Source organism: Pseudomonas sp. LAMO17WK12:I10 (assembly GCF_900215185.1).
GTDB lineage: Bacteria > Pseudomonadota > Gammaproteobacteria > Pseudomonadales > Pseudomonadaceae > Aquipseudomonas > Aquipseudomonas chlororaphis.
On record NZ_OBDX01000011.1, the window covers coordinates 14,271 to 32,315 of the forward strand.

The 18,045-nt window shown below is 66.5% G+C and carries 17 protein-coding genes; 9 read left to right on the forward strand and 8 right to left on the reverse strand.

What is annotated here, in order from left to right; genetic code table 11:
- The first annotated feature begins 87 nt into the window (after positions 1–87).
- From CRO75_RS14060 to CRO75_RS14090, 7 genes are all read left to right on the forward strand, one after another.
- Entirely contained in the window at positions 88–978 is an 891-nt protein-coding gene (locus tag CRO75_RS14060) for a universal stress protein (RefSeq protein ID WP_097136054.1), read from the forward strand.
- 23 nt (positions 979–1,001) lie between these two features.
- Positions 1,002–1,688, forward strand: a complete 687-nt coding sequence (locus CRO75_RS14065; protein ID WP_097136060.1) for a phosphoribosyltransferase — start codon at positions 1,002–1,004, stop codon at positions 1,686–1,688.
- A 157-nt stretch (positions 1,689–1,845) separates the two neighbouring features.
- Positions 1,846–2,745, forward strand: a complete 900-nt coding sequence (locus CRO75_RS14070; protein ID WP_097136067.1) for a polysaccharide deacetylase family protein — start codon at positions 1,846–1,848, stop codon at positions 2,743–2,745.
- A gap of 194 nt (positions 2,746–2,939) precedes the next feature.
- On the forward strand, positions 2,940–3,200 hold the full coding sequence (locus CRO75_RS14075; protein ID WP_097136070.1) for a hypothetical protein: 261 nt from the start codon (positions 2,940–2,942) through the stop codon (positions 3,198–3,200).
- A gap of 354 nt (positions 3,201–3,554) precedes the next feature.
- Positions 3,555–4,760, forward strand: a complete 1,206-nt coding sequence (locus tag CRO75_RS14080; protein WP_023965444.1) for a heparan-alpha-glucosaminide N-acetyltransferase domain-containing protein — start codon at positions 3,555–3,557, stop codon at positions 4,758–4,760.
- 80 nt (positions 4,761–4,840) lie between these two features.
- Positions 4,841–6,196, forward strand: coding sequence for an OprD family porin (locus CRO75_RS14085; protein ID WP_097136076.1), 1,356 nt, complete (start codon positions 4,841–4,843; stop codon positions 6,194–6,196).
- 235 nt (positions 6,197–6,431) lie between these two features.
- Entirely contained in the window at positions 6,432–7,691 is a 1,260-nt protein-coding gene (locus CRO75_RS14090; RefSeq protein ID WP_097136080.1) for a DUF2235 domain-containing protein, read from the forward strand.
- Positions 7,692–7,705: 14 nt separating this feature from the next.
- Here CRO75_RS14090 and CRO75_RS14095 read toward each other — a convergent pair whose 3' ends face one another.
- The 4 genes from CRO75_RS14095 to CRO75_RS14110 are packed head-to-tail and all read right to left on the reverse strand — an operon-like array spanning position 7,706 to position 12,349.
- On the reverse strand, positions 7,706–8,158 hold the full coding sequence (locus CRO75_RS14095) for a response regulator (protein WP_097136082.1): 453 nt from the start codon (positions 8,156–8,158) through the stop codon (positions 7,706–7,708).
- The gene (locus CRO75_RS14100) at positions 8,155–10,497 is read right to left on the reverse strand and encodes an ATP-binding protein (RefSeq protein ID WP_097136084.1); all 2,343 of its coding nucleotides are present in this window, start codon (positions 10,495–10,497) and stop codon (positions 8,155–8,157) included. Before CRO75_RS14100 ends, CRO75_RS14095 begins: the two co-directional genes overlap by 4 nt.
- Positions 10,494–11,168: a response regulator transcription factor gene (locus CRO75_RS14105; protein WP_097136087.1), complete on the reverse strand. Its 675-nt coding sequence runs from the start codon at positions 11,166–11,168 to the stop codon at positions 10,494–10,496. Before CRO75_RS14105 ends, CRO75_RS14100 begins: the two co-directional genes overlap by 4 nt.
- On the reverse strand, positions 11,165–12,349 hold the full coding sequence (locus CRO75_RS14110) for a sensor histidine kinase (protein ID WP_097136088.1): 1,185 nt from the start codon (positions 12,347–12,349) through the stop codon (positions 11,165–11,167). The genes CRO75_RS14105 and CRO75_RS14110 overlap by 4 nt, the downstream gene beginning before the upstream one ends.
- Before the next feature lie 170 nt (positions 12,350–12,519).
- Between CRO75_RS14110 and CRO75_RS14115 the strand changes: the two genes are divergently transcribed.
- Positions 12,520–13,044 carry an SgcJ/EcaC family oxidoreductase gene (locus CRO75_RS14115; RefSeq protein ID WP_097136089.1) on the forward strand — a complete coding sequence of 175 codons (525 nt, stop codon included), beginning with the start codon at positions 12,520–12,522 and terminating at the stop codon, positions 13,042–13,044.
- A gap of 58 nt (positions 13,045–13,102) precedes the next feature.
- Here CRO75_RS14115 and CRO75_RS14120 read toward each other — a convergent pair whose 3' ends face one another.
- Positions 13,103–14,107: an AraC family transcriptional regulator gene (locus CRO75_RS14120; protein WP_097136090.1), complete on the reverse strand. Its 1,005-nt coding sequence runs from the start codon at positions 14,105–14,107 to the stop codon at positions 13,103–13,105.
- Between the two features lie 250 nt (positions 14,108–14,357).
- On the opposite strand from CRO75_RS14120, the gene CRO75_RS14125 reads away from it, so the two are divergent.
- Positions 14,358–15,125 carry an EAL domain-containing protein gene (locus CRO75_RS14125; RefSeq protein WP_097136092.1) on the forward strand — a complete coding sequence of 256 codons (768 nt, stop codon included), beginning with the start codon at positions 14,358–14,360 and terminating at the stop codon, positions 15,123–15,125.
- A 65-nt stretch (positions 15,126–15,190) separates the two neighbouring features.
- Here CRO75_RS14125 and CRO75_RS14130 read toward each other — a convergent pair whose 3' ends face one another.
- The 3 genes from CRO75_RS14130 to CRO75_RS14140 form a co-directional block, all read right to left on the reverse strand.
- A complete protein-coding gene (locus CRO75_RS14130; protein WP_009044003.1) occupies positions 15,191–15,496 on the reverse strand; it encodes a YceK/YidQ family lipoprotein in 306 nt (101 codons plus the stop codon).
- 145 nt (positions 15,497–15,641) lie between these two features.
- On the reverse strand, positions 15,642–16,943 hold the full coding sequence (locus CRO75_RS14135) for an FAD-binding oxidoreductase (RefSeq protein WP_097136094.1): 1,302 nt from the start codon (positions 16,941–16,943) through the stop codon (positions 15,642–15,644).
- Positions 16,940–18,028, reverse strand: a complete 1,089-nt coding sequence (locus tag CRO75_RS14140) for a polyamine ABC transporter substrate-binding protein (protein ID WP_097136096.1) — start codon at positions 18,026–18,028, stop codon at positions 16,940–16,942. Before CRO75_RS14140 ends, CRO75_RS14135 begins: the two co-directional genes overlap by 4 nt.
- Between the last annotated feature and the right edge of the window lie 17 nt (positions 18,029–18,045).

An 18,045-nucleotide genomic window follows, 5' to 3' on the forward strand; every position in this document is an offset into this window, starting at 1 on the left:
GCGTTCGATCCGGCGTTGACGCACTGGCGTATAGCGAAGCGGGCGCCGGTGGCCGGCGTGGGCGTCCAGCCTATCTGGAGGTGCGCCATGAGCCAGTATCAACGCTTGCTGCTGGTCATCGACCCGGCAATGCGCCAGTCCCCGGCGATCCCGCGTGCCGCTGCCCTGGCCAAGGCCAGCGGGGCGAGCCTGCATATCGCGGCCTTGCTGAAACCGGCGTCGATTCTTTCCCTGTTCGAGCACAACGTGCGCAATGAGGCGCGCGAACGTTACCGCCTGGGGCATCAGGAATGGTTGCAGGAGGAGGTGCATCGCCTGCGCGGCCATGGTGTCAAGGTCAACGGCGAGGTGGCCTGGGCCGACGACCTGCTGGAGGAAATCCTGCAGCACGTCGCGGAAATCCAGCCCGACCTGCTGATCAAGGACGTGCAGCACGAACCGGCGCTCAAACGCGCCTTTCTCACGCCGATGGACTGGCACCTGCTGCGCCAGTGCCCGGTGCCGCTGTATCTCATGGGCCGCCACGGCCATACGTTGCCGCAAATGGTGGTCGCGGCGGTCGACCCGTCACGGCCGGAGTACCAGCACAACGGGCTCAACGACCGGATCATCCACGAAGCCAACAGCCTGGCCCTGCAATGCGATGCCGAGCTGCACCTGCTGCACGCCTATGACGTGTCGTCGGTCTACCTGGGCGATGCCGGGGGCGGTGGCCTGGTGCTGGCGGACCTGACCCGGGAACTGCGGGTGACCCTGGAAAAAGCCTTCCTGGAACTGGCCGAGCGTTATGGCGTGCCCGAGGAACGCCGGCATTTCATCCTCGGACAACCGGTCACCGTGCTGGCCAACTTCGTCACCGAGAGCCAGGCCGACGTGCTGGTCATGGGCCGCGTGCATCGCCAGGGCCTGGAGAAACTGGTGGGCAGCACCACCGAGCACGCGCTGTATCAGCTGCCCTGCAGCCTGCTGGCGCTGTAGCCGGGCGCCTTGGGAGGTGAGACATGAGCGAATATCCGTCATTGCAGATGACCCTGCGCAACCGCCAGGCCGCCGGGCAAGGGCTGGTCGCGCCGTTGCAGAAATACAGCCGCCGGCCCGAGGTGATCGTGCTGGCGTTGCCCCGGGGCGGGGTGCCGGTGGCCTGGGAAATCGCCCGGGCCCTGGAGGTGCGGCTGGACCTGATGCTGGTGCGCAAGCTTGGCGTGCCCGGCCATGAAGAACTGGCGATGGGCGCCATCGCCAGCGGTGGTATCCGCATCCTCAATCAGGACGTCCTGAGCAGCCATCACCTCGGTGATGCCGCGCTGCAAGCGGTGACCATACGGGAAACCCAGGAGTTGCAGCGCCGCGAACGGGTCTACCGTGGCGACCGGCCCGCGCCCGACCTGCGTGGCCAGGTGGTGATCCTGGTGGACGACGGGCTGGCCACCGGCGCCTCGATGCACGCCGCGGTACAGGCGACGCGCCTGCAGCACCCGGCGCGGATCGTGGTGGCCGTGCCCCTGGCGCCGCAGGAAACCGTCGACACCCTGAGTTTCGAGGTCGACGAGCTGATCTGCCCGATCACGCCCCTGTGGTTCGTGTCGATCGGCAATGGTTACGCGGACTTTGCCCAGACCTCGGACGAGGAGGTGATCGACCTGTTGCAGCGCGCCTGGCAGCGACCCTGCGAAGGCGGTTCGGCATGAAGGCCCGGGCTGCCTGAACGCGGGCGCTCCGGAACCCAAACCGCCGTTGCCCCTCCAAGCTGTGCCCGGCGCTGCGTGCAGGCTGGGCGAGGGATCCATGGGCGAGGGATTTTTGCCATTGAGGTGACGACCGCAACGGTCCGGCACAGGGCAAAACATGAAACAAGGCTTCAAGCTTCTCTGCGCAGTGTTGCTCGCCGCTGGTCTGGGCGGTTGCATTGCTGCTCCCATCGAAATGACCGCGCAGACCGAGCAACGCCTGCGCGCCCAGGCGCCGATCCGCTTTCTGTTGACCTTCGACGATGGCCCCAGCGCTTCCAGTTTCTACAACCCGACCGAACGGGTGCTCGACGACCTGCTCGACAATCCACTGCAACCGGCGATCAAAGCGGTGTTCTTCGTCCAGACCCGGGCCTCGCGGGCCGGCGGCAGCGACATCGGCCGGCGGCTGATGGCCCGCGAACATGCCGAGGGCCATGTGCTGGGCTTTCATACCGCCACGCCGAGGCACACCAACCATCGCTCGCTCGACCCACCGGAACTGGAGGCGTCCCTGAACGACGGCAGCGCCGATATCGCGCTGATCACCGGTGTGCCGCCGAACCTGGTGCGCCCGCCATTCTGGAACTACGACAAGCGCACTTTCGCCGCCTACCAACGGCATGGCCTGCATGTGTTGCTGACCGACCTCAGCGCCAACGACGGCAAGGTCTGGGGCTTCAACGCCAGCCCACGGCGCCGGGCCAACATGCTGCGCCAGCTGTCGGAAGTGCGCGAACGCATTGCCCTGGGCCAGTTGCCGACGGTGGACGGAGCGATCCCGGTGGTGGTGACCTTCCACGACCTCAATCGCTACACCGCCCGCCACACCCGGGAATACCTGCAGATCCTGCTCGACAGCGCTCAGGCCACTGGCCTTGCGACCGCGCCCAAGCCGTTCTACGACGATACCGCGGCGCTGCAACGGGCGGTCATGGCCCGTACTGTCAGCAACAGCGAACAGCCGGTGCGCTTGCCGGGGCTGTGGAACTGGCTGTGGGACAGGAATTCCCATTGAGCAGGCGTGACCGTTCACATTGGACAAGACATAACCGTCGGTCCGCCAGTGCCTCGCCAGGATCGAATAAAACGCTGGTTTTACAGTCACATGGGTGGTTGCAGGGGCCGGCGCCGCCGGTTCGCACAGGGCCCGTTGCGTTGCCGGGCAGCTTTGCCAACCCATCGTTCTGCCCCAGGTTCTAGGACACTTTCATGAAGCGACTCGCGACACTCACCCTGACCCTTTGCTCCACGCTGCTACTGGGTGGCTGCTACCCCCACTGGGACGACGGCCGACGCTACGATCGCGACCATGACGGTTGGCGCGACCACAGCCGTTATGACCGCGATTACTACCGCGACCGCGATCGTGACGACGACCGTTACGACCGCCGCTACGACCGCCGCTACGACCGGCGGGACAAGGACGGGCGCTATCGTCGCGATCGTGACGATGACGACGACGATGATTGAGTCGCCGGGCGCTTTTCGCCCGACCTGACAACGGCGCCCGAGGGCGCCGTTGTTGTTTCGGAAAGGGCGCAATCCGCTCGTTGATCCCCAAAGACCGCATCCCCCGACGTAAATTGTCACGCCCCTCACTCGTCCACACTCTCAATACGAAATGTTATCTGATAACATTTCTTCGTTTTGATCGTTCACCCCCGCGCGCGATTCGTTGAATGAGAGCCCCAAGGAGCACACGACAATGCCAATTTGCATGGCAAACACCCCCACAGGGCCAGCCCCTGTATCCCGGCGAACCATCCCGCGTCCCGTCGCGACCGTCCTGTCCTGGTTCAACGACCTTCCACACAAGTGAGCGATATGACTCTTTCTACTGGATTGGCAGGGCAGGCGGGCGTTGCGTCCCCTGCGCTGGCGGGCAGCGTGGCCAAGGCCAATACGCGGATGCTGGCGATCGACGCCCTGCGTGGTTTCGTCATGCTGTGCATGCTGGTGGACCACGTGCGCGAGACCTTCCTCCTGCATCGCCAGGTCACCGACCCGATCGATGCCCTGAGCGTGACCCCGGACCTGTACTTCACCCGCCTGCTCAGCGAGATCTGCGCGCCGGTGTTCATTTTCCTCACCGGCCTGTCGGCCTGGCTCTACAGCCAGAAACACAGCCTCGGGGAAACCTCGGTGTTCCTGCTCAAGCGTGGCCTGTTCCTGGTGTTCCTCGAACTGACCTTCGTCTGTTTTGCCTGGAACGCCGAGTTCCCGCCCAAGACCCTGTGGCTGCAGGTGATCTGGTGCATCGGCATCTGCATGATCGTGCTGGCCGGCCTGCTGCACTTCAAGCGCAGCTGGCTGATCGTGCTGGGGGTGGCCATCGTCGCCGGGCACAACCTGCTGGATGACGTGGTGGTGGGCCCCGAGTCGCCGTTCTTCGTGCCCTGGTCGATCCTGCACCAGCGGGTGTTCATCGACATCACCGAGTTCACCCGGGCCCGCACCACCTACCCGGTGCTGCCGTGGATCGGCGTGATCCTGCTGGGCTGGGCCATCGGCCCGTGGTTCGGCAAGGACGTGCAGCCGGCGGTGCGCATTTCGCGGCTGCTCAAGGTCGGCGTCGGCCTGCTGGTGGCCTTCGTGTTCATCCGCTACCTGAACGTCTACGGCGAGAAACCCTGGGTGCAGACCGGCGATGCGCTGCGCACCTTCATGAGCTTCATGAGCGCCAAGAAGTACCCGCCGTCGCTGATGTTCCTGATGCCGACCCTGGGCCTGGGACTGATCCTCCTGGCGTACTTCGAGAAGGTCCAGGAGCGTTGGTCGACCGCGCAACTGGCGATCTACGGCGGCGCGCCGATGTTCTTCTACCTGCTGCACCTGTACGTGCTCAAGGCCATGTACCTGGTGGCCGTGGCCATCTGGGGCGCCAACCAGGGCACTTACTACGGCTTCGACAACCTGTCCGGCGTCTGGCTGTGGAGCCTGATCCTCGGCGTGCTGTTGTTCTTCCCGACGCGCTGGTTCGCCGGCCTCAAGCAGCGTCGCCGCGATATCGCGATCCTCAAATACCTCTGAGTGGGATCCCGGTGGTGCGCCCGTATAGCGGCGCACTGCTTCCTATCGCCTGTCATTTATCGATTTTCGGGAGTTCCACAGTGAAGACCTTGACCCGACACACCCTGTTGTTGGCATTTTTTTGGCCTTGGGGAGGCCAGAGCCTGCTCGCGCTGGCCGCGGAGCAGGACAATGCCAAGGGCTTTATCGAAGACAGCCAGTGGAGCCTGTTCAACCGCAGCCTCTACGACCGTCGCGACTATCGGCACGGCTCCTTGAGCAACGGCGCGCGCAACGCCTACAAACCCCGCGCCGAACGCAGCGACCTGGCCGAGGAGTGGGCCTACGGCCTGATGGCCGACTACAGCTCCGGTTTCACCCAGGGCACGCTCGGCTTCGGCCTGGACGCCCATGTGTATTCCGGTTGGAAGCTCGACAGCGGCGGTGGCCGGGCCGGCAAGGCGCGGTTGCTGGGGGTGGACAACGACGGCCACCCCAAGGACGAATTCAGCCGCGGCGGCGCGGTGGCCAAGCTGCGTTTTTCCTCCACCGAACTGCGCTACGGCGAGCAGCGGGTCAAGACCCCGGTGTTCGGTTCCTCCGACAGCCGCCTGCTGCCCGAGACCGCCACCGGCTGGTTCCTCACCAGTCGCGAGCTGAGCGACACCACCCTGTACGGCGGCCACTTCAACGAAAGCACCGACCGCAACGCCACCAGCCACGACCAGGGGTTCGTGGTCAATTACTCCAATGGCCAGCAGGGCGACAGCTTCGACCTGATCGGTGTGCGCAATACTGCAATCAAGGGCCTCAACGCCAGCCTGTTCAGCGCCCTGTACGAAGACACCTGGCGCCAGCAGTACCTCGGCGCGCTCTATAACCTGCCGTTGAGCCCGGGCCAGGACCTGACGTTCGACTTCAACCTGTACCGCACCCAGGACACCGGCAAGGCCTTGTCGGGGCGCATCGACAACACCACCTGGAGCCTGATGTCGACCTACAAGCGCGGCGCCCACAGTGTTGGCCTGGGCTACCAGAAGGTCGACGGCGACACGCCTTACGACTACGTCACCCGTGGCGCGATCCTGCTCAGTAACGCCGTGGCCCTGTCGGACTTCAACGCCCCTGAGGAAGCCTCCTGGCAAGCCCGCTACGACCTCAACATGGCCGGCTACAGCGTGCCCGGCCTGACCTTCAGCGCCCTGTACGTGCGCGGCAGTGGCATCGACGGCAGCCATATGGACCCGCGCGGCGGCTACGCCTGGCTGGGCTACGGCGAAGGCGGCAAGCACTGGGAACGCGACCTGCAGGCCAAGTACGTGGTGCAGTCCGGCCCGGCGAAAAACCTCGCCGTCACCCTGCGCCACGCCGTGCACCGCGGCAACAAGGCCCAGGCCGAACTGGATGCCGACCAGTTGCGGCTGGCGATCGAGTATCCGTTGGGCGGCAGGTTCTAGCGCCCAGGCACGGCTCGTCGGCGCCCGGCCCCTCCTTGCGGAGGGGGGTTCATGGTCCGGACATTTATTGCCCGGGGCTTTATGGCCGGGCACCATTAATGCTGCTATGCCTTGGAGAGCCCTTCACGCTTTACCGCAGCAGTTGTCATGACACGGACGTAGGGTGACACCGGTCCTTGCCTGGCCGACTGGCCGCGCGGGAACCTCACTTGACGACTCTCGAGGGAACCAGGTCGTGGAGAACACAAGGATCAAGGCGCGCCAGCTGATTGTCTGCATCGATGGCACCAACAACCGTTTCAGTGACGAACCGACCAACGTGGTCCGGCTGTTTCGCTCGCTACCCAAGGACAGCGAAACGCTGCTGGCCTATTACGACCAGGGTGTGGGCACCTTCGGGCTCAGCGAAACCCTGTTCGAATGGCAGAAGGTGCCGTCGCGCATCGCCGGGCTGATGTTCGGCTGGGGCATCAAGCGCAACGTGCTCAATGCCTACCGCTTCCTGATGGAGAATTACAGGGACGGTGACCAGATCTTCCTCTTCGGTTTCTCCCGCGGCTCCTACGCGGTGCGGGTCCTGGCGGCGCTGCTGCACACCATCGGCCTGTTGCCGGCCCATCAGGTCCAGCTGATGGACTTTGCCTGGTCGCTGCTGACCACTCGCTTGAAATCCGCTGATAATTCCAAGCCGAATCGCCAACGGGCGATGAGTTACACCTGGTGGCGCATGAGCGCGGACAAAAAGCCGGACTTCGATTTGATGAAAGCGTTCAAGGCCAGCTTTGCCCGGCCGGTGAGCATTCACTTTCTCGGGCTGTTCGACACCGTGAGTTCGGTGGGCTGGGTGTACGACCCGCTGATCGTTCCCTACACCCGCAGGAACGATGACGTGAAGATCATCCGCCATGCGGTGTCCCTGGACGAACGCCGCAGCTTTTTCCGCCAGAACCTCTGGACAGAAGGCCAGGGCGTGAATCTGAAACAGGTCTGGTTCGCCGGTGTGCATTCGGATGTGGGCGGCGGTTACCCGGTCGGCGAGTCGCAGCTGGCGTTGATTGCCTTGCGCTGGATGGTCGGCGAGTGCCTGGAGGCCGGGTTGAGCATCGATGTCGAAGCCTGTCGCGCGCAACTCTATCCCGCCTCCTCGGTGCTACAGGATCCGCTGGCCCAGGCCCACGATTCCCTGACCCGCAACTGGCTGATCGCCGAGTGGGTGCCACGCCTGGTCTGGAGCCCGAAGACCCACAAGCGAGTCCGTGAGTACGGTTCGATGCCGCCGTTCGGCAAACCCAGGTCGCGGGAGATTCCCGTGCCTGGGGCCGGGCAGAAAGTCCGGGTGCATGACTCCGTGGCCGTCCGCCTGAAAGGCTCCCTGGCCGACGACCAGCCCTGGGGCAGCCAGCTGACCTACCAGCCGGAAAACCTGCTGCGCATCGATGCCGCGCTGATCGAGCAGGTGGGTGACTCGCCGAGGCTGGATGAGTACAACCTCTAGGGTCGCTCGCCCATTCACTGCCGATGCCGGCGCAGCAGCTCGATCTGCTGCGCCGGCATCTGCTGGCGCAGGGCTTTGTACAGGGCGCGGGTTTCCAGCAGGTTCCAGATCCGCAGCAGGGTTTCCAGGGCGTCCAGCGGCTTGCTGATGAAGTCGCGGGCGCCCAGGGCCAGGGCGCGCAGGCGGGTGTCGCGGGTGGCGTCGGCGGTCAGCACCAGGATCGGCAGGTAATCGTGGGCCGGGATCCGTCGGTTGAGCTGTTCGAGCACGGCGAAGCCGTCGAATTCGGGCATGTGCAGGTCGAGGATCACCAGGTCCGGCTCGAAGCTGTTGAACAGCTCCAGGGTGCGCAGCGGCTGGGTGCTGCTCAGCACGTTGTGCAGGCCTTCGCGGGCCAGCAGTTGCTCCATCAGCTCGAGGTTGGGGCGCTGGTCGTCGATGATCAGGATGCGCAAATCGTGGTTCATGCGGGCTCCGGTAAATGTTGCTCAAGGTGGGCGAGAAACGCCGGGATATGAATGGGCTTGGTCAGGATCGCCGTGGCCCCGGCCTGCAACAGGGCGCGGTGGGTCAGGGCGCTGGCGTCGGCGGTGATCATCACGACCGGGGTGCTGGCGGTGCTCGACGACTCCCGCAGCCGGCGCAGCACTTCCAGGCCTGTAAGGTCCGGCAGGCTGACGTCCAGCAGGATCAGTTGCGGTGCATGCTGGCGCGCCAGGTCCAGGCCCATCTGGCCCTGCATGCTCGACAGCAGGCGAATGCCCGGGCGGCGTTGCAGCAGGGTTTCGATCAGCGCCAGGCTCGACAGGTTGTCTTCGATGCACAGCACCTGGCCGCGGTATGCCACGGCCTCGACCCGGGCCGGCAGCACCGCCGTCGGTTGTTCCACTAGCTGTTGCTCCAGGGCCGGGCGCGTGCCGGCCGCGGCCACCTGGACAAAGGGCAGTTGCAAGGTAAAGCAGCAGCCCTGGCCCGGCGTGCTGTGCACCCGCAGGCTGCCGTCCATCATTTCCAGCAGGCTCTTGCTCAGGGCCAGGCCCAGGCCGGTGCCTTCCACCCGCGGGTCGGCGCCCAGGCGTTCGAAGGGGCGGAACAACTGGTCCAGGCGCTCCAGGGGAATGCCGGCGCCGGTGTCGCTGACCGTCACCTCGACCCGGGTGTCGAGCACCTTGACCGCGATCCGCACCTGGCCCCGGGGCCGGTTGTACTTGATGGCGTTGGACAGCAGGTTGAGCAGCACCTGGATCAGCCGCTGGCGGTCGGCGATCACCCCGCTGTGCTCGCTCAGCGCGGGCAGGGCGGCCAGCTGGATGCTGGCGTCGGTGGCCATCGGCGAGACCAGGGTCAGGGCCTCGTGCAGCACCGCGGCCAGGGCGATCGGCTCGACATTCAGCGCCAGGTGCCCGGCCTCGATGCGGGCAATGTCCAGCACCTCGTTGATCAAAGTCAGCAGGTGCTGGCCGGCGCGCAGGATATGGCCGACCTGGGGCCGTTGGCCGCTGGGCGAATCCATGTCCAGCAGTTGCGCGAAACCGAGGATGGCGTTGAGCGGGGTGCGCAGTTCGTGGCTCATGCGCGAGAGGAATTCGCTCTTGGCGCGGCTGGCGCTTTCGGCTTCCTCGCGGGCGGTGCGCAGGGCGATTTCCGCGGCGCGGCGGTCGGTGATATCGCGAGTGATCTTCGAGAAACCGCGCAACGCGCCGCTAGCGTCGTACTGCGCGGTGATCACCACGCTGGCCCAGAAGCGGCTGCCGTCCTTGCGGCAGCGCCAGGCCTCTTCCATGTAATGGCCGTCGCGGGTGGCTTCGCGCAGGGCCATGTCCGGGTGCGCCGGGCATTCTTCCGCCAGGTAGAACAGCGAGAAGTGCCGGCCGAGGATTTCCTGTTCGCTGTAGCCCTTGATCCGCTCGGCGCCGGCGTTCCAGGTGGTGACCCGGCCCTGGGTGTCGAGGGCGAAGATCCCGTAGTCCTTGACCCCATCGATGATCAGCCGCAGGCGTTCTTCGTTGTCGCGCAGGGCGCGCTCGCGCTCGGCCAGCAGCTGCCCGGCCTCCACCAGGCGGGTGCCGAGCTGGCCGATTTCGTCCTGTTCCGGGGCTTGCGGGCGCAACGGTTGGCCGAGGGCCAGGCGCTGGGCGTTGCCTTGCACCTGCTGCACCCGCGCGACTATGCCCTTGGACAAGAACAGCACCGCGACAATCGCCCCAAACAAGCCGCAGAGCGCTGCCAGCAGCGTGGCCAGCAGCAGGCGCATGCGGGTCGCCGAGGCCGCGGCGCTGCGTTCGGCGAGCAGGCCGTCTTCGCGGATGCGCATGGCGCTGATCTGCTCGCGCAGCACGTCCAGCACCTGTTTGTTCTCGATCAGGATCGCGGTGATGCTGGCGCTGTCGTCGGGCCGGCCGTTGCGCAGGGCCACCAGACCGTCGAGCTTGTGGCCGATCAGCGGGGCGATGGCCTTGAGGTGGTCGCGCATGCGCGCATCGCGAATGTTGCTGTCCAGCCGTTGCAGGGCGGCCTGGATCAGCGGCTGGGCACGTTCGTAGCTGGGCAGGAAGTCTTCGCGGCGGGTCAGCAGGTAGCCGCGCACGCTGGCCGCCGCTTCGGCGAGCAGGGTGTGCACGGTCTGGATGTCGCCCTGCACCAGCAGCACCCGGCGCACGTCTTCCTCGGCGCGGGCGGTCTGGCGTTCGGTGATGTAGATCAGCACCAGCGACAGCAGCAGGATCACCAGCGGCAGGGAGATCACCACCAGCGCCTTGCCGCGCAGGGGCAGGTCGAGCCAGTGCCGGCTGGCCAGGAGCCTCATGGCCAGTCTCCCGCGGGCTGCGCCACCAGCCCCAGGGCGATGCCGCGCACCGCGGCCTGGGTGCGGTCCGCCGCGCCGAGCTTGCCGATCACCCGTTCCACATGGGCCTTGGCGGTGCCGGTGGTGATGCCGAGCTTTTCGCCGATCTCGCGGTTGCTGAACCCCCCGGCCACCAGCCCCAGTACCTGGCGTTCACGGGCGGTCAGGGCGACAACCTGGGCAGCGCCGCTGCCGCCAGCGTTGCGTTCGGCCATGCGCCGCAGCAGCCGGGCGCTGACGCTGCTGTTGAGGGCTTCCTCGCCCTGGGCCACCCGCTGCAGGGCGCCGAGCACTTCGCTGCGGCTGGCGTCCTTGAGCAGGTAGCCGACCGCGCCGGCGGCAATCGCCGCTTCCAGGTGGTCGGGGCTGTCGTCCATGGTGAAGATCACCACCTTGATCGCCGGTTGCCGCTGGTGCAGCAGGCGCGCGGCGCCCAGGCCGTTGAGCAGCGGCATGCGGATGTCGAGGATGGCGATGTCCGGTTGCAGGCGCTCGCACAGGTCGAGGGCTTCCTGACCATCGCGGGCCTGGCCGACCACCTCGAACTCCGGGTGGCCGGCGAGCAGGGCGACAAAACCGGTGCGGGTGACTTCATGATCGTCCGCCAGCACCAGGCGCAGGGCAGGGTTCATGGCTGTTCTCCAGCAGCGGGCAGCGGCACCCGGGCCAGCAGGCGGGTGCCGTGGCCGCGGGCGCTGTGCCAGGACAGCTCGCCGCCCAGCAGGCTGGCGCGTTCCTGCATCGCCGCCAGGCCCAGGTGCTGGCCGCCGCAGCTGGACAGCGGGCTGTCCAGGGCGAAGCCGACGCCGTTGTCTGCCAGCGCCAGCGCGGCCTGGCCGTCGGCCAGGTGCAGGCTCAGTTCGACGCGGCTGGCCCGGGCATGCTTGAGGATGTTGTTGATGCCTTCCTGGGCGATGCGGAACAGGGCGATCTCGCCGGCGCCCGGCAGGCGCGCGCTGGACTGTTGCCGCCAGTGCACCTCGAGACCGGCGTCGCGCAGGCGGTCGGCTTCCTTGTCGATGGCCTTGTACAGGCCAAAGTCGTCCAGCACGTTGGGGCGCAGGCCGCCGATCAACTGCCGGCCCTCGCCGACGCAACCCTGGGCCAGGGTCAGGATGCTTTGCAGCTCGTTGTGCAGCTCCTGCGGCAATGTCGGGCAGCGCCCGGCAAACCCCTGCAGGCGTTGGTGCAGCCCGGCCAGGGTTTGCGCCAGGCCGTCGTGCAGGTCGTAGGCCACGCGCTTGCGTTCGTCTTCCTGGGCGCTGAACAGCCGGTGCACCAGTTCCGACATGGTGCGTTCCCGGGCTTGCAGGGCCTGGAGCAAGCGCTGGTTTTCCAGGTGCGCCGCCAGCAGGGTGGCGAGCAGTTGCAGGGATTCCAGGTCCTCGCTGTCGGGCGCGGCCAGGGCCACGCTGTTGGCCAGCAGCAGCGCGCCGAAGGCCTGGCCGTCGGCGCCGGGCAGGGGAATGCGCAGCACCTGGGGCAGGGCGGCATCGGTCTGCGGCAGCCATTCGGGGTGCAGGATCGCAGACTTGGCCAGCTCGTGCAGGGCGGCCAGGCGTTCGCTGCCGCCGTGCTGGGCGGTGGCCTGGGGCGGCTGGGCGGCGTGCCATTCCAGCAGCAGGCCGTGGTCCATCGCCATAAAGGCACAGGCCCGTTGCAGGGCGCGCTGGCGCATGGCCGCGGGTGGCAGCTGGGTCAGTTCCTGGCCGGTGTCCACCAGCAGGCGCAGGCGCGCCGCGCGGCTTTGCGCCTGGCGATACTGGCTGCGAATGGCCAGGGCGCTGCCGGGGTCGTGGGTCGGGCTTTGCATGAAAAACAGGCTCCAGCGTGAAGGGCGTGCGCTCGCGAGCAGGCATTAGACCCGGTTGCCGGCTGTGGGCCTATCTGCCGAATGGCATAGGCCGCCGGCACCGGTTGGCCGATGGCGAGGCAGCAGCAGGTGGGCAAAGTGGGCGCATTGAAACCCACTGGAGCCTTCCGATGAAACTGCCAACCACCGCCATCGCCCTGTTACTGGCGCTGACCGCACCCCTGGCCCAGGCCCTGGACGCCACGCCTTATGTGTACCGCACCGTCGCCGCGCAGCCGCAGAACCAGGGCGACCGGGAGATCGCCGGCCTGTTCGATCGCTGGAACGCGGCCCTGCAAACCGGCAGCGCAAAAAACGTAACCAGTCTTTACGCCGCCGACGCGATCCTCCAGCCGACCGTGTCGAACCAGGTGCGCACCACCCCGGCGCAGATCGAGGACTACTTCGAGCACTTCCTCGCGGGCAAGCCGGTGGGCAAGATCAACTACCGGGAAATCCGCCGCCTGGGCCCGGACGCGGCCATGGACAGCGGCGTCTACACCTTCACCCTGCACGAGGCCGGTGGCGCGACCCGCCAGGTGCAGGCGCGCTACACCTTCCTCTACGAGCGCATCGACGGTCAGTGGAAGATCCTCAACCACCATTCCTCGGCCATGCCCCAAGCGCAGCCGCCATTGCAGGCCAGCCATCGCTGAGCAAGCGCTGCCGCACCTTGAAAAAACGCCGGGACTTGTGCCCGGCGTTTTGCTGTCTTCAGCCTTCCTGGCGATAACGCCCCGGGGTCATGCCGAACCAGCGGCGGCAGGCCTTGTGAAAGCTGCTCTGGTCGCGAAAGCCGAGCAGGGCGCCGATGTACTTGACGCTGCGCGCCGAGTTGCGCAGGAAACTGTGGGCCAGCATCAACCGCGCCTCGTCGAGCAGCGCCGAGAAGTGCGTGTCTTCGTTGCCCAGGCGTCGCTGCAGGCTGCGGCTGCTGACCCCCACCAGCTGCGCGATATGCCGCAGGTCGCTGGGCCCGCCCTGGGCCAGGCGCTCGGACAACACCCGCCTTACCCGCGCGGTCATCGAGCCGTCGAGCAGCAGCTTGAGGCGGGTTCGCGCGTATTCCATGTGCAGCACGTCCAGGGCCGGGTCGGCGCTGGGCAGGGCCATGGCGCAATCGCGCGGGCTGAAACTCAGGCTGTTGTAGGGCGCGTCGAACTGCAGGTTGGCGCCCAGCAGGCGCTCCAGGGCGCGGGTGTCGGGCGGGCGCGGGTAGGTGAAGCTCGCCGCCAGCGGTCGGGGCTTGTGGCCGGGTAGCAGCCAGTGCACCAGGCCCAGGGTCTGCGCCGCGCCGGCATCGATGAAGGCCCGCGGCACCAGGCCCGGTTCGAGGGCGATGTCGAAGCCGATCAGGGTGACGGCCTGGGGGCTGCGCTCCAGGCACAGATAGAAGCCGTTGCTGACCAGCGAGTGATAGTCCACCAGGCGTTGCAGCGCGGTGCCCAGGGTGGCGCCGGACATCAGCGCGTAGCCGAGCACTTCCAGGTTGGCCGGGTGGGCCTTGGTGTACGCCAGCAGGCCGAGGTCCGGGTTGCCGCACAGCTGCACGGCGTCTTGCAGCACCGCGTAGACCAGCTCCAGCCTGACGCCCATGGGGTTTTCACAGGTCTCCTGGTGGCTGCTGCCATGGCGCTTGAGCAAGGCCTCGACCTTGACTCCGGCGTCGCTCAGGACATCGGCAAGCACCCGGAAACTGGTGCCGGTCATTCTGTGCATAGTACTTCCTGGGCTAGTGGCTAATTGATGTCATTGGCGCTGGCGCATGATCGCAATAAACCTCGGGCCACAGTCGAGAAAGGGCGGTGCGGTGTTTCCAAGGACAAACGAAAGGTATCCGGGAACACTTTCGAGCCGTCCGGGCAGGGGGGATCATAAATAGCAATGAGCCATTATCACGTCGGGCGCGCCGACGCATCCTGGCCAAGCCCACCCGGCGCGCTGTCGCCGCTTCGACTACGGATCTGTCATGCAAAGCGTCAAAGACTTCTATCGGGAACTGGCGCAGGGGCGACTGGCGCTGGCCTTCCAGCCGGTGGTGCGGCTGCCCGACACCAGCCGGGTGCTGTACCTGGAAGGTTTGCTGCGCCATGTCGAACAGCCCGGCAATGGCGCCTATCCGTTCGCCATGCTCGAACGCCATCAGCTGATGCGCGAGCTGGACCGCAGCGTGGTGGGGGGCGTGATCGAGCGCCTGTTGGACGACGAGCACCTGCGCCTGGGCTGCAACATCTCGGCGCAGAGCGCGATCGTCGATCCGTTCTGGTCCGCCACCCTCGCGCAATTGCGCGACGCGCCTGCGGTGGCCGCGCGGCTGGTGATCGAAATCACCGAAAGCGCCATGCCGCCGAGCACCGAAGCGGCCATCGAGTTTGTCCTGTGCCTGCGCGAGCTGGGCTGCCGGGTGGCGGTGGACGACTTCGGCGCCGGCCTCGGCACCCTGGAATTCATCCGCCAGACCTGCCCCGACATGGTCAAGATCGACCAGGGTTACCTACAACGCGCCCGCAGCGAACCCAACAGCGTGCAGACCCTGAAACACCTGGTGCAGCTGTGCAAGACCCTGGCGCCCTGCGTGATCATCGAAGGCATCGAGAGCGAAGCCGACCGCACCCTGGCCACGGCCTGCGGTGGTGAATGGGGCCAGGGCTACCTGTTCGGCCGGCCACGGCTCGACCGCCTGGGCGCGCCATGCCGGTTGCGTGGCGTGGTGGCCGAGCCTGTGGTGACGGATTGAGTCGTGACGGCTTGCCAGCGATAGCGCTGGTCCATTTACCCAGGCCGCATCGACCGGCCGCGGCTTCAGTAATAAACGCCCTTGGCGTCGTAGGGCAGCAGCACGGTATCGACCGCCGCATCCACCGGCAGGCTTACCACCGCCACCAGCGGGCAGACGATGCTCATCCAGCAGTAGATCGTGGCGTAGCCGTCGTAGCCGCGGGCGTCACGCATGGTCAGCAGCTGGATATTCTGCTGGGTGCCTTTGTAGAGGTCGTAGGAAATGTACTGATTGCTGGCACGGGCCATCAGGGTGCCGCAGCCCGAGAGGGCGAGTGTGCCGAGCAGGACGAGAGCAGTGAGCGCTTTGATGATGCCATTCCTTAGCAAGCCGATTTGCGGCGCGCATCTTCGCATCGCTCGAGGCTTCAGGCCAGCCTGAATGGCAAGGCTCGCAGCGAGCTGCCGACGATGACGGCGGCGCCTTTGCAATCGCCATCGCCGGCAAGCCTGGCGCCTATCACCCAGGTAATCGTTAGCCCAGCGCCTCACGCAACCGATGCCACAGCATGCCCAGCGCCAGCAGCGGCGCGCGCAGGGCGGGGCCGCCGGGGAACGTCATGTGCGGCACTGCGCTGAAGATGTCCAGGCCCTGGCTGTGCCCGGCGTGGATGGCCTCGGCCAGCAGGCGCGCGGTCCAGTGGCTGACGTTGAGCCCGTGCCCGGAGTAGCCCTGGGCGTAATACACATTGGGGTACTGGCGCAGGCGCCCGACCTGGGGGAAGCGGTTGGCGGTGATGCCGATCTTGCCGCCCCATTGGTAGTCGATGCGTACATTCGCCAGCTGCGGGAACACCTTGAGCAGCTTCGGCCGCATATAGGCGCCGATGTCCGCCGGGTCGCGCCCGGAGTAGTGGCAGGCGCCGCCGAACAGCAGGCGCCGGTCCGCCGAGAGCCGGTAATAGTCGAGGCCGACCTTCTGGTCGCACAGCGCCAGGTTCTGCGGGATCAGTTCGGCGGCCAGGGCCGGCGCCAGGGGCTCGGTGGCGATGATGTAGCTGCCCGCCGGCAGCACCTTCCCGGCGAGGCGCGGCTCCAGGTCATCCAGGTGGGCGTTGCAGGCCAGCACCAGGCTGCCGGCGCGCACGGTGCCGCTGGCGCAACGCACCCGCACGCTGTCGCCGTGGATCAGCTCCAGCACCGGGCTCTGCTCGAAGATCCGCACCCCCAGCGTCCGGGCCAGGGCGGCCTCGCCAAGCACCAGGTTGAGCGGGTGCAGGTGCCCGGAACCCATGTCCACCAGGCCCCCGGCATAGGCCGAGGACGCCACCACCTGGGCCATGTCCTGCGGGGCGACCAGGCGGGTTTCATGCACGTAGCCCAGGGCCGCGAGGTGTTCCTGCTCGGCCTGGAACGCGGCGAACTGGGCCGGGGTGTTGGCCAGCTCGCAGAAGCCCCAGCGCAGGTCGCAGTCGATGCCGTGCTCGCGCACGCGCTGGCCGACCAGCGCCACCGAGTCGATGCCGGCCTGTTCCAGGTAACGCACGCCCTCGGCGCCGACGTAGCGGGAAAAGCCGCTGACGTCGTGGCCAATGCCGCGGATCAGTTGCCCGCCGTTGCGCCCGCTGGCGCCCCAGCCGATGCGCCGGGCTTCCAGGAGAATCACCGAGAGGCCGCGCTGCGCCAGTTCGATGGCGGTGTTGACCCCGGTGAAACCACCGCCGATCACGCAGACGTCGGCGCTGAGGTCGGCATTCAGCGGCGGGTAGTCCGGCAGCGCGTTGGCCGAGGCGGCGTAGTAGGAGCGGGTGTGTTGTGCATGGCTGTGCCGGTTCATTGGTTGGACTTCACTTTGCTCCAGGCGCGGGTCATCAGGCGCATGGTCTGCGGGCTCTGGGGGCTGGAGATGTACAGCTTGTCGAGCACCGCCTGGGGTGGGTAGACCTCGGGGTTGTTCACCAGCTCGGGGTCCATGTATTGCTGCGACGCCGGGTTGGGGTTGGCGTAGCCGACATAGGCGCTGACCTTGGCGATCACTTGCGGATCCAGCAGGTTGTTGATGAAGGCATGGGCTTCCTTGGGATTGCTGGCGTCCGCCGGGATCGCCAGCAGGTCGAACCACAGGTTGCTGCCTTCCTTGGGAATCGAATAGGCGATCTTCACCCCGTTCTTGGCTTCCTTGGCGCGGTTGGCGGCCTGGAACACGTCGCCGGAATAACCGAAGGCCAAGCAGATGTTGCCGTTGGCCAGGTCCGAGACGTACTTGGAGGAGTGGAAGTAGGTGATGTAGGGACGGATCGCCAGCAGCTTGGCTTCGGCTTTCTTGTAGTCCGCGGGGTTTTCGCTGCGCGGGTCCAGGCCCATATAGTTGAGCACCGCCGGGAACACTTCGTCCGGCGAGTCCATCATCGACACGCCACACTGGCTGAGCTTCTTCAGGTTCTCCGGCTCGAAGAACACCGCCCAGGAATCGATCCTGTCGACCCCCAGCACCTGCTTGACCTTGTCGACGTTGTAGCCGATGCCGTTGGTGCCCCACAGGTAAGGCACCGAGTACTGGTTGCCGGGGTCGTTCTGCTCCAGCAGGGCCAGCAGTTTCGGGTCGAGGTTCTGCCAGTTCGGCAACTGCGCGCGGTCCAGCTTGAGAAAGGCCCCGGCCTTGACCTGCCGCGCCAGGAAGTGGTTGGACGGCACCACCAGGTCATAGCCGGTGCGCCCGGCCAGCAGCTTGCCCTCCAGGGTTTCGTTGGAGTCGAAGACGTCGTAGATGACCCGGGTCCCGGTTTTTGCCTGGAAGTCGGCGAGGGTGGTCTCGCCGATATAGTCGGTCCAGTTGTACACGCTGACTGTCGATTCGGCCTGGGCCGTGGCGCCGAACAGCACCGTGAGGGCCAGCGGAGCCACCGATTTCCATAGACGCATAGCGATACCCCTTTTTG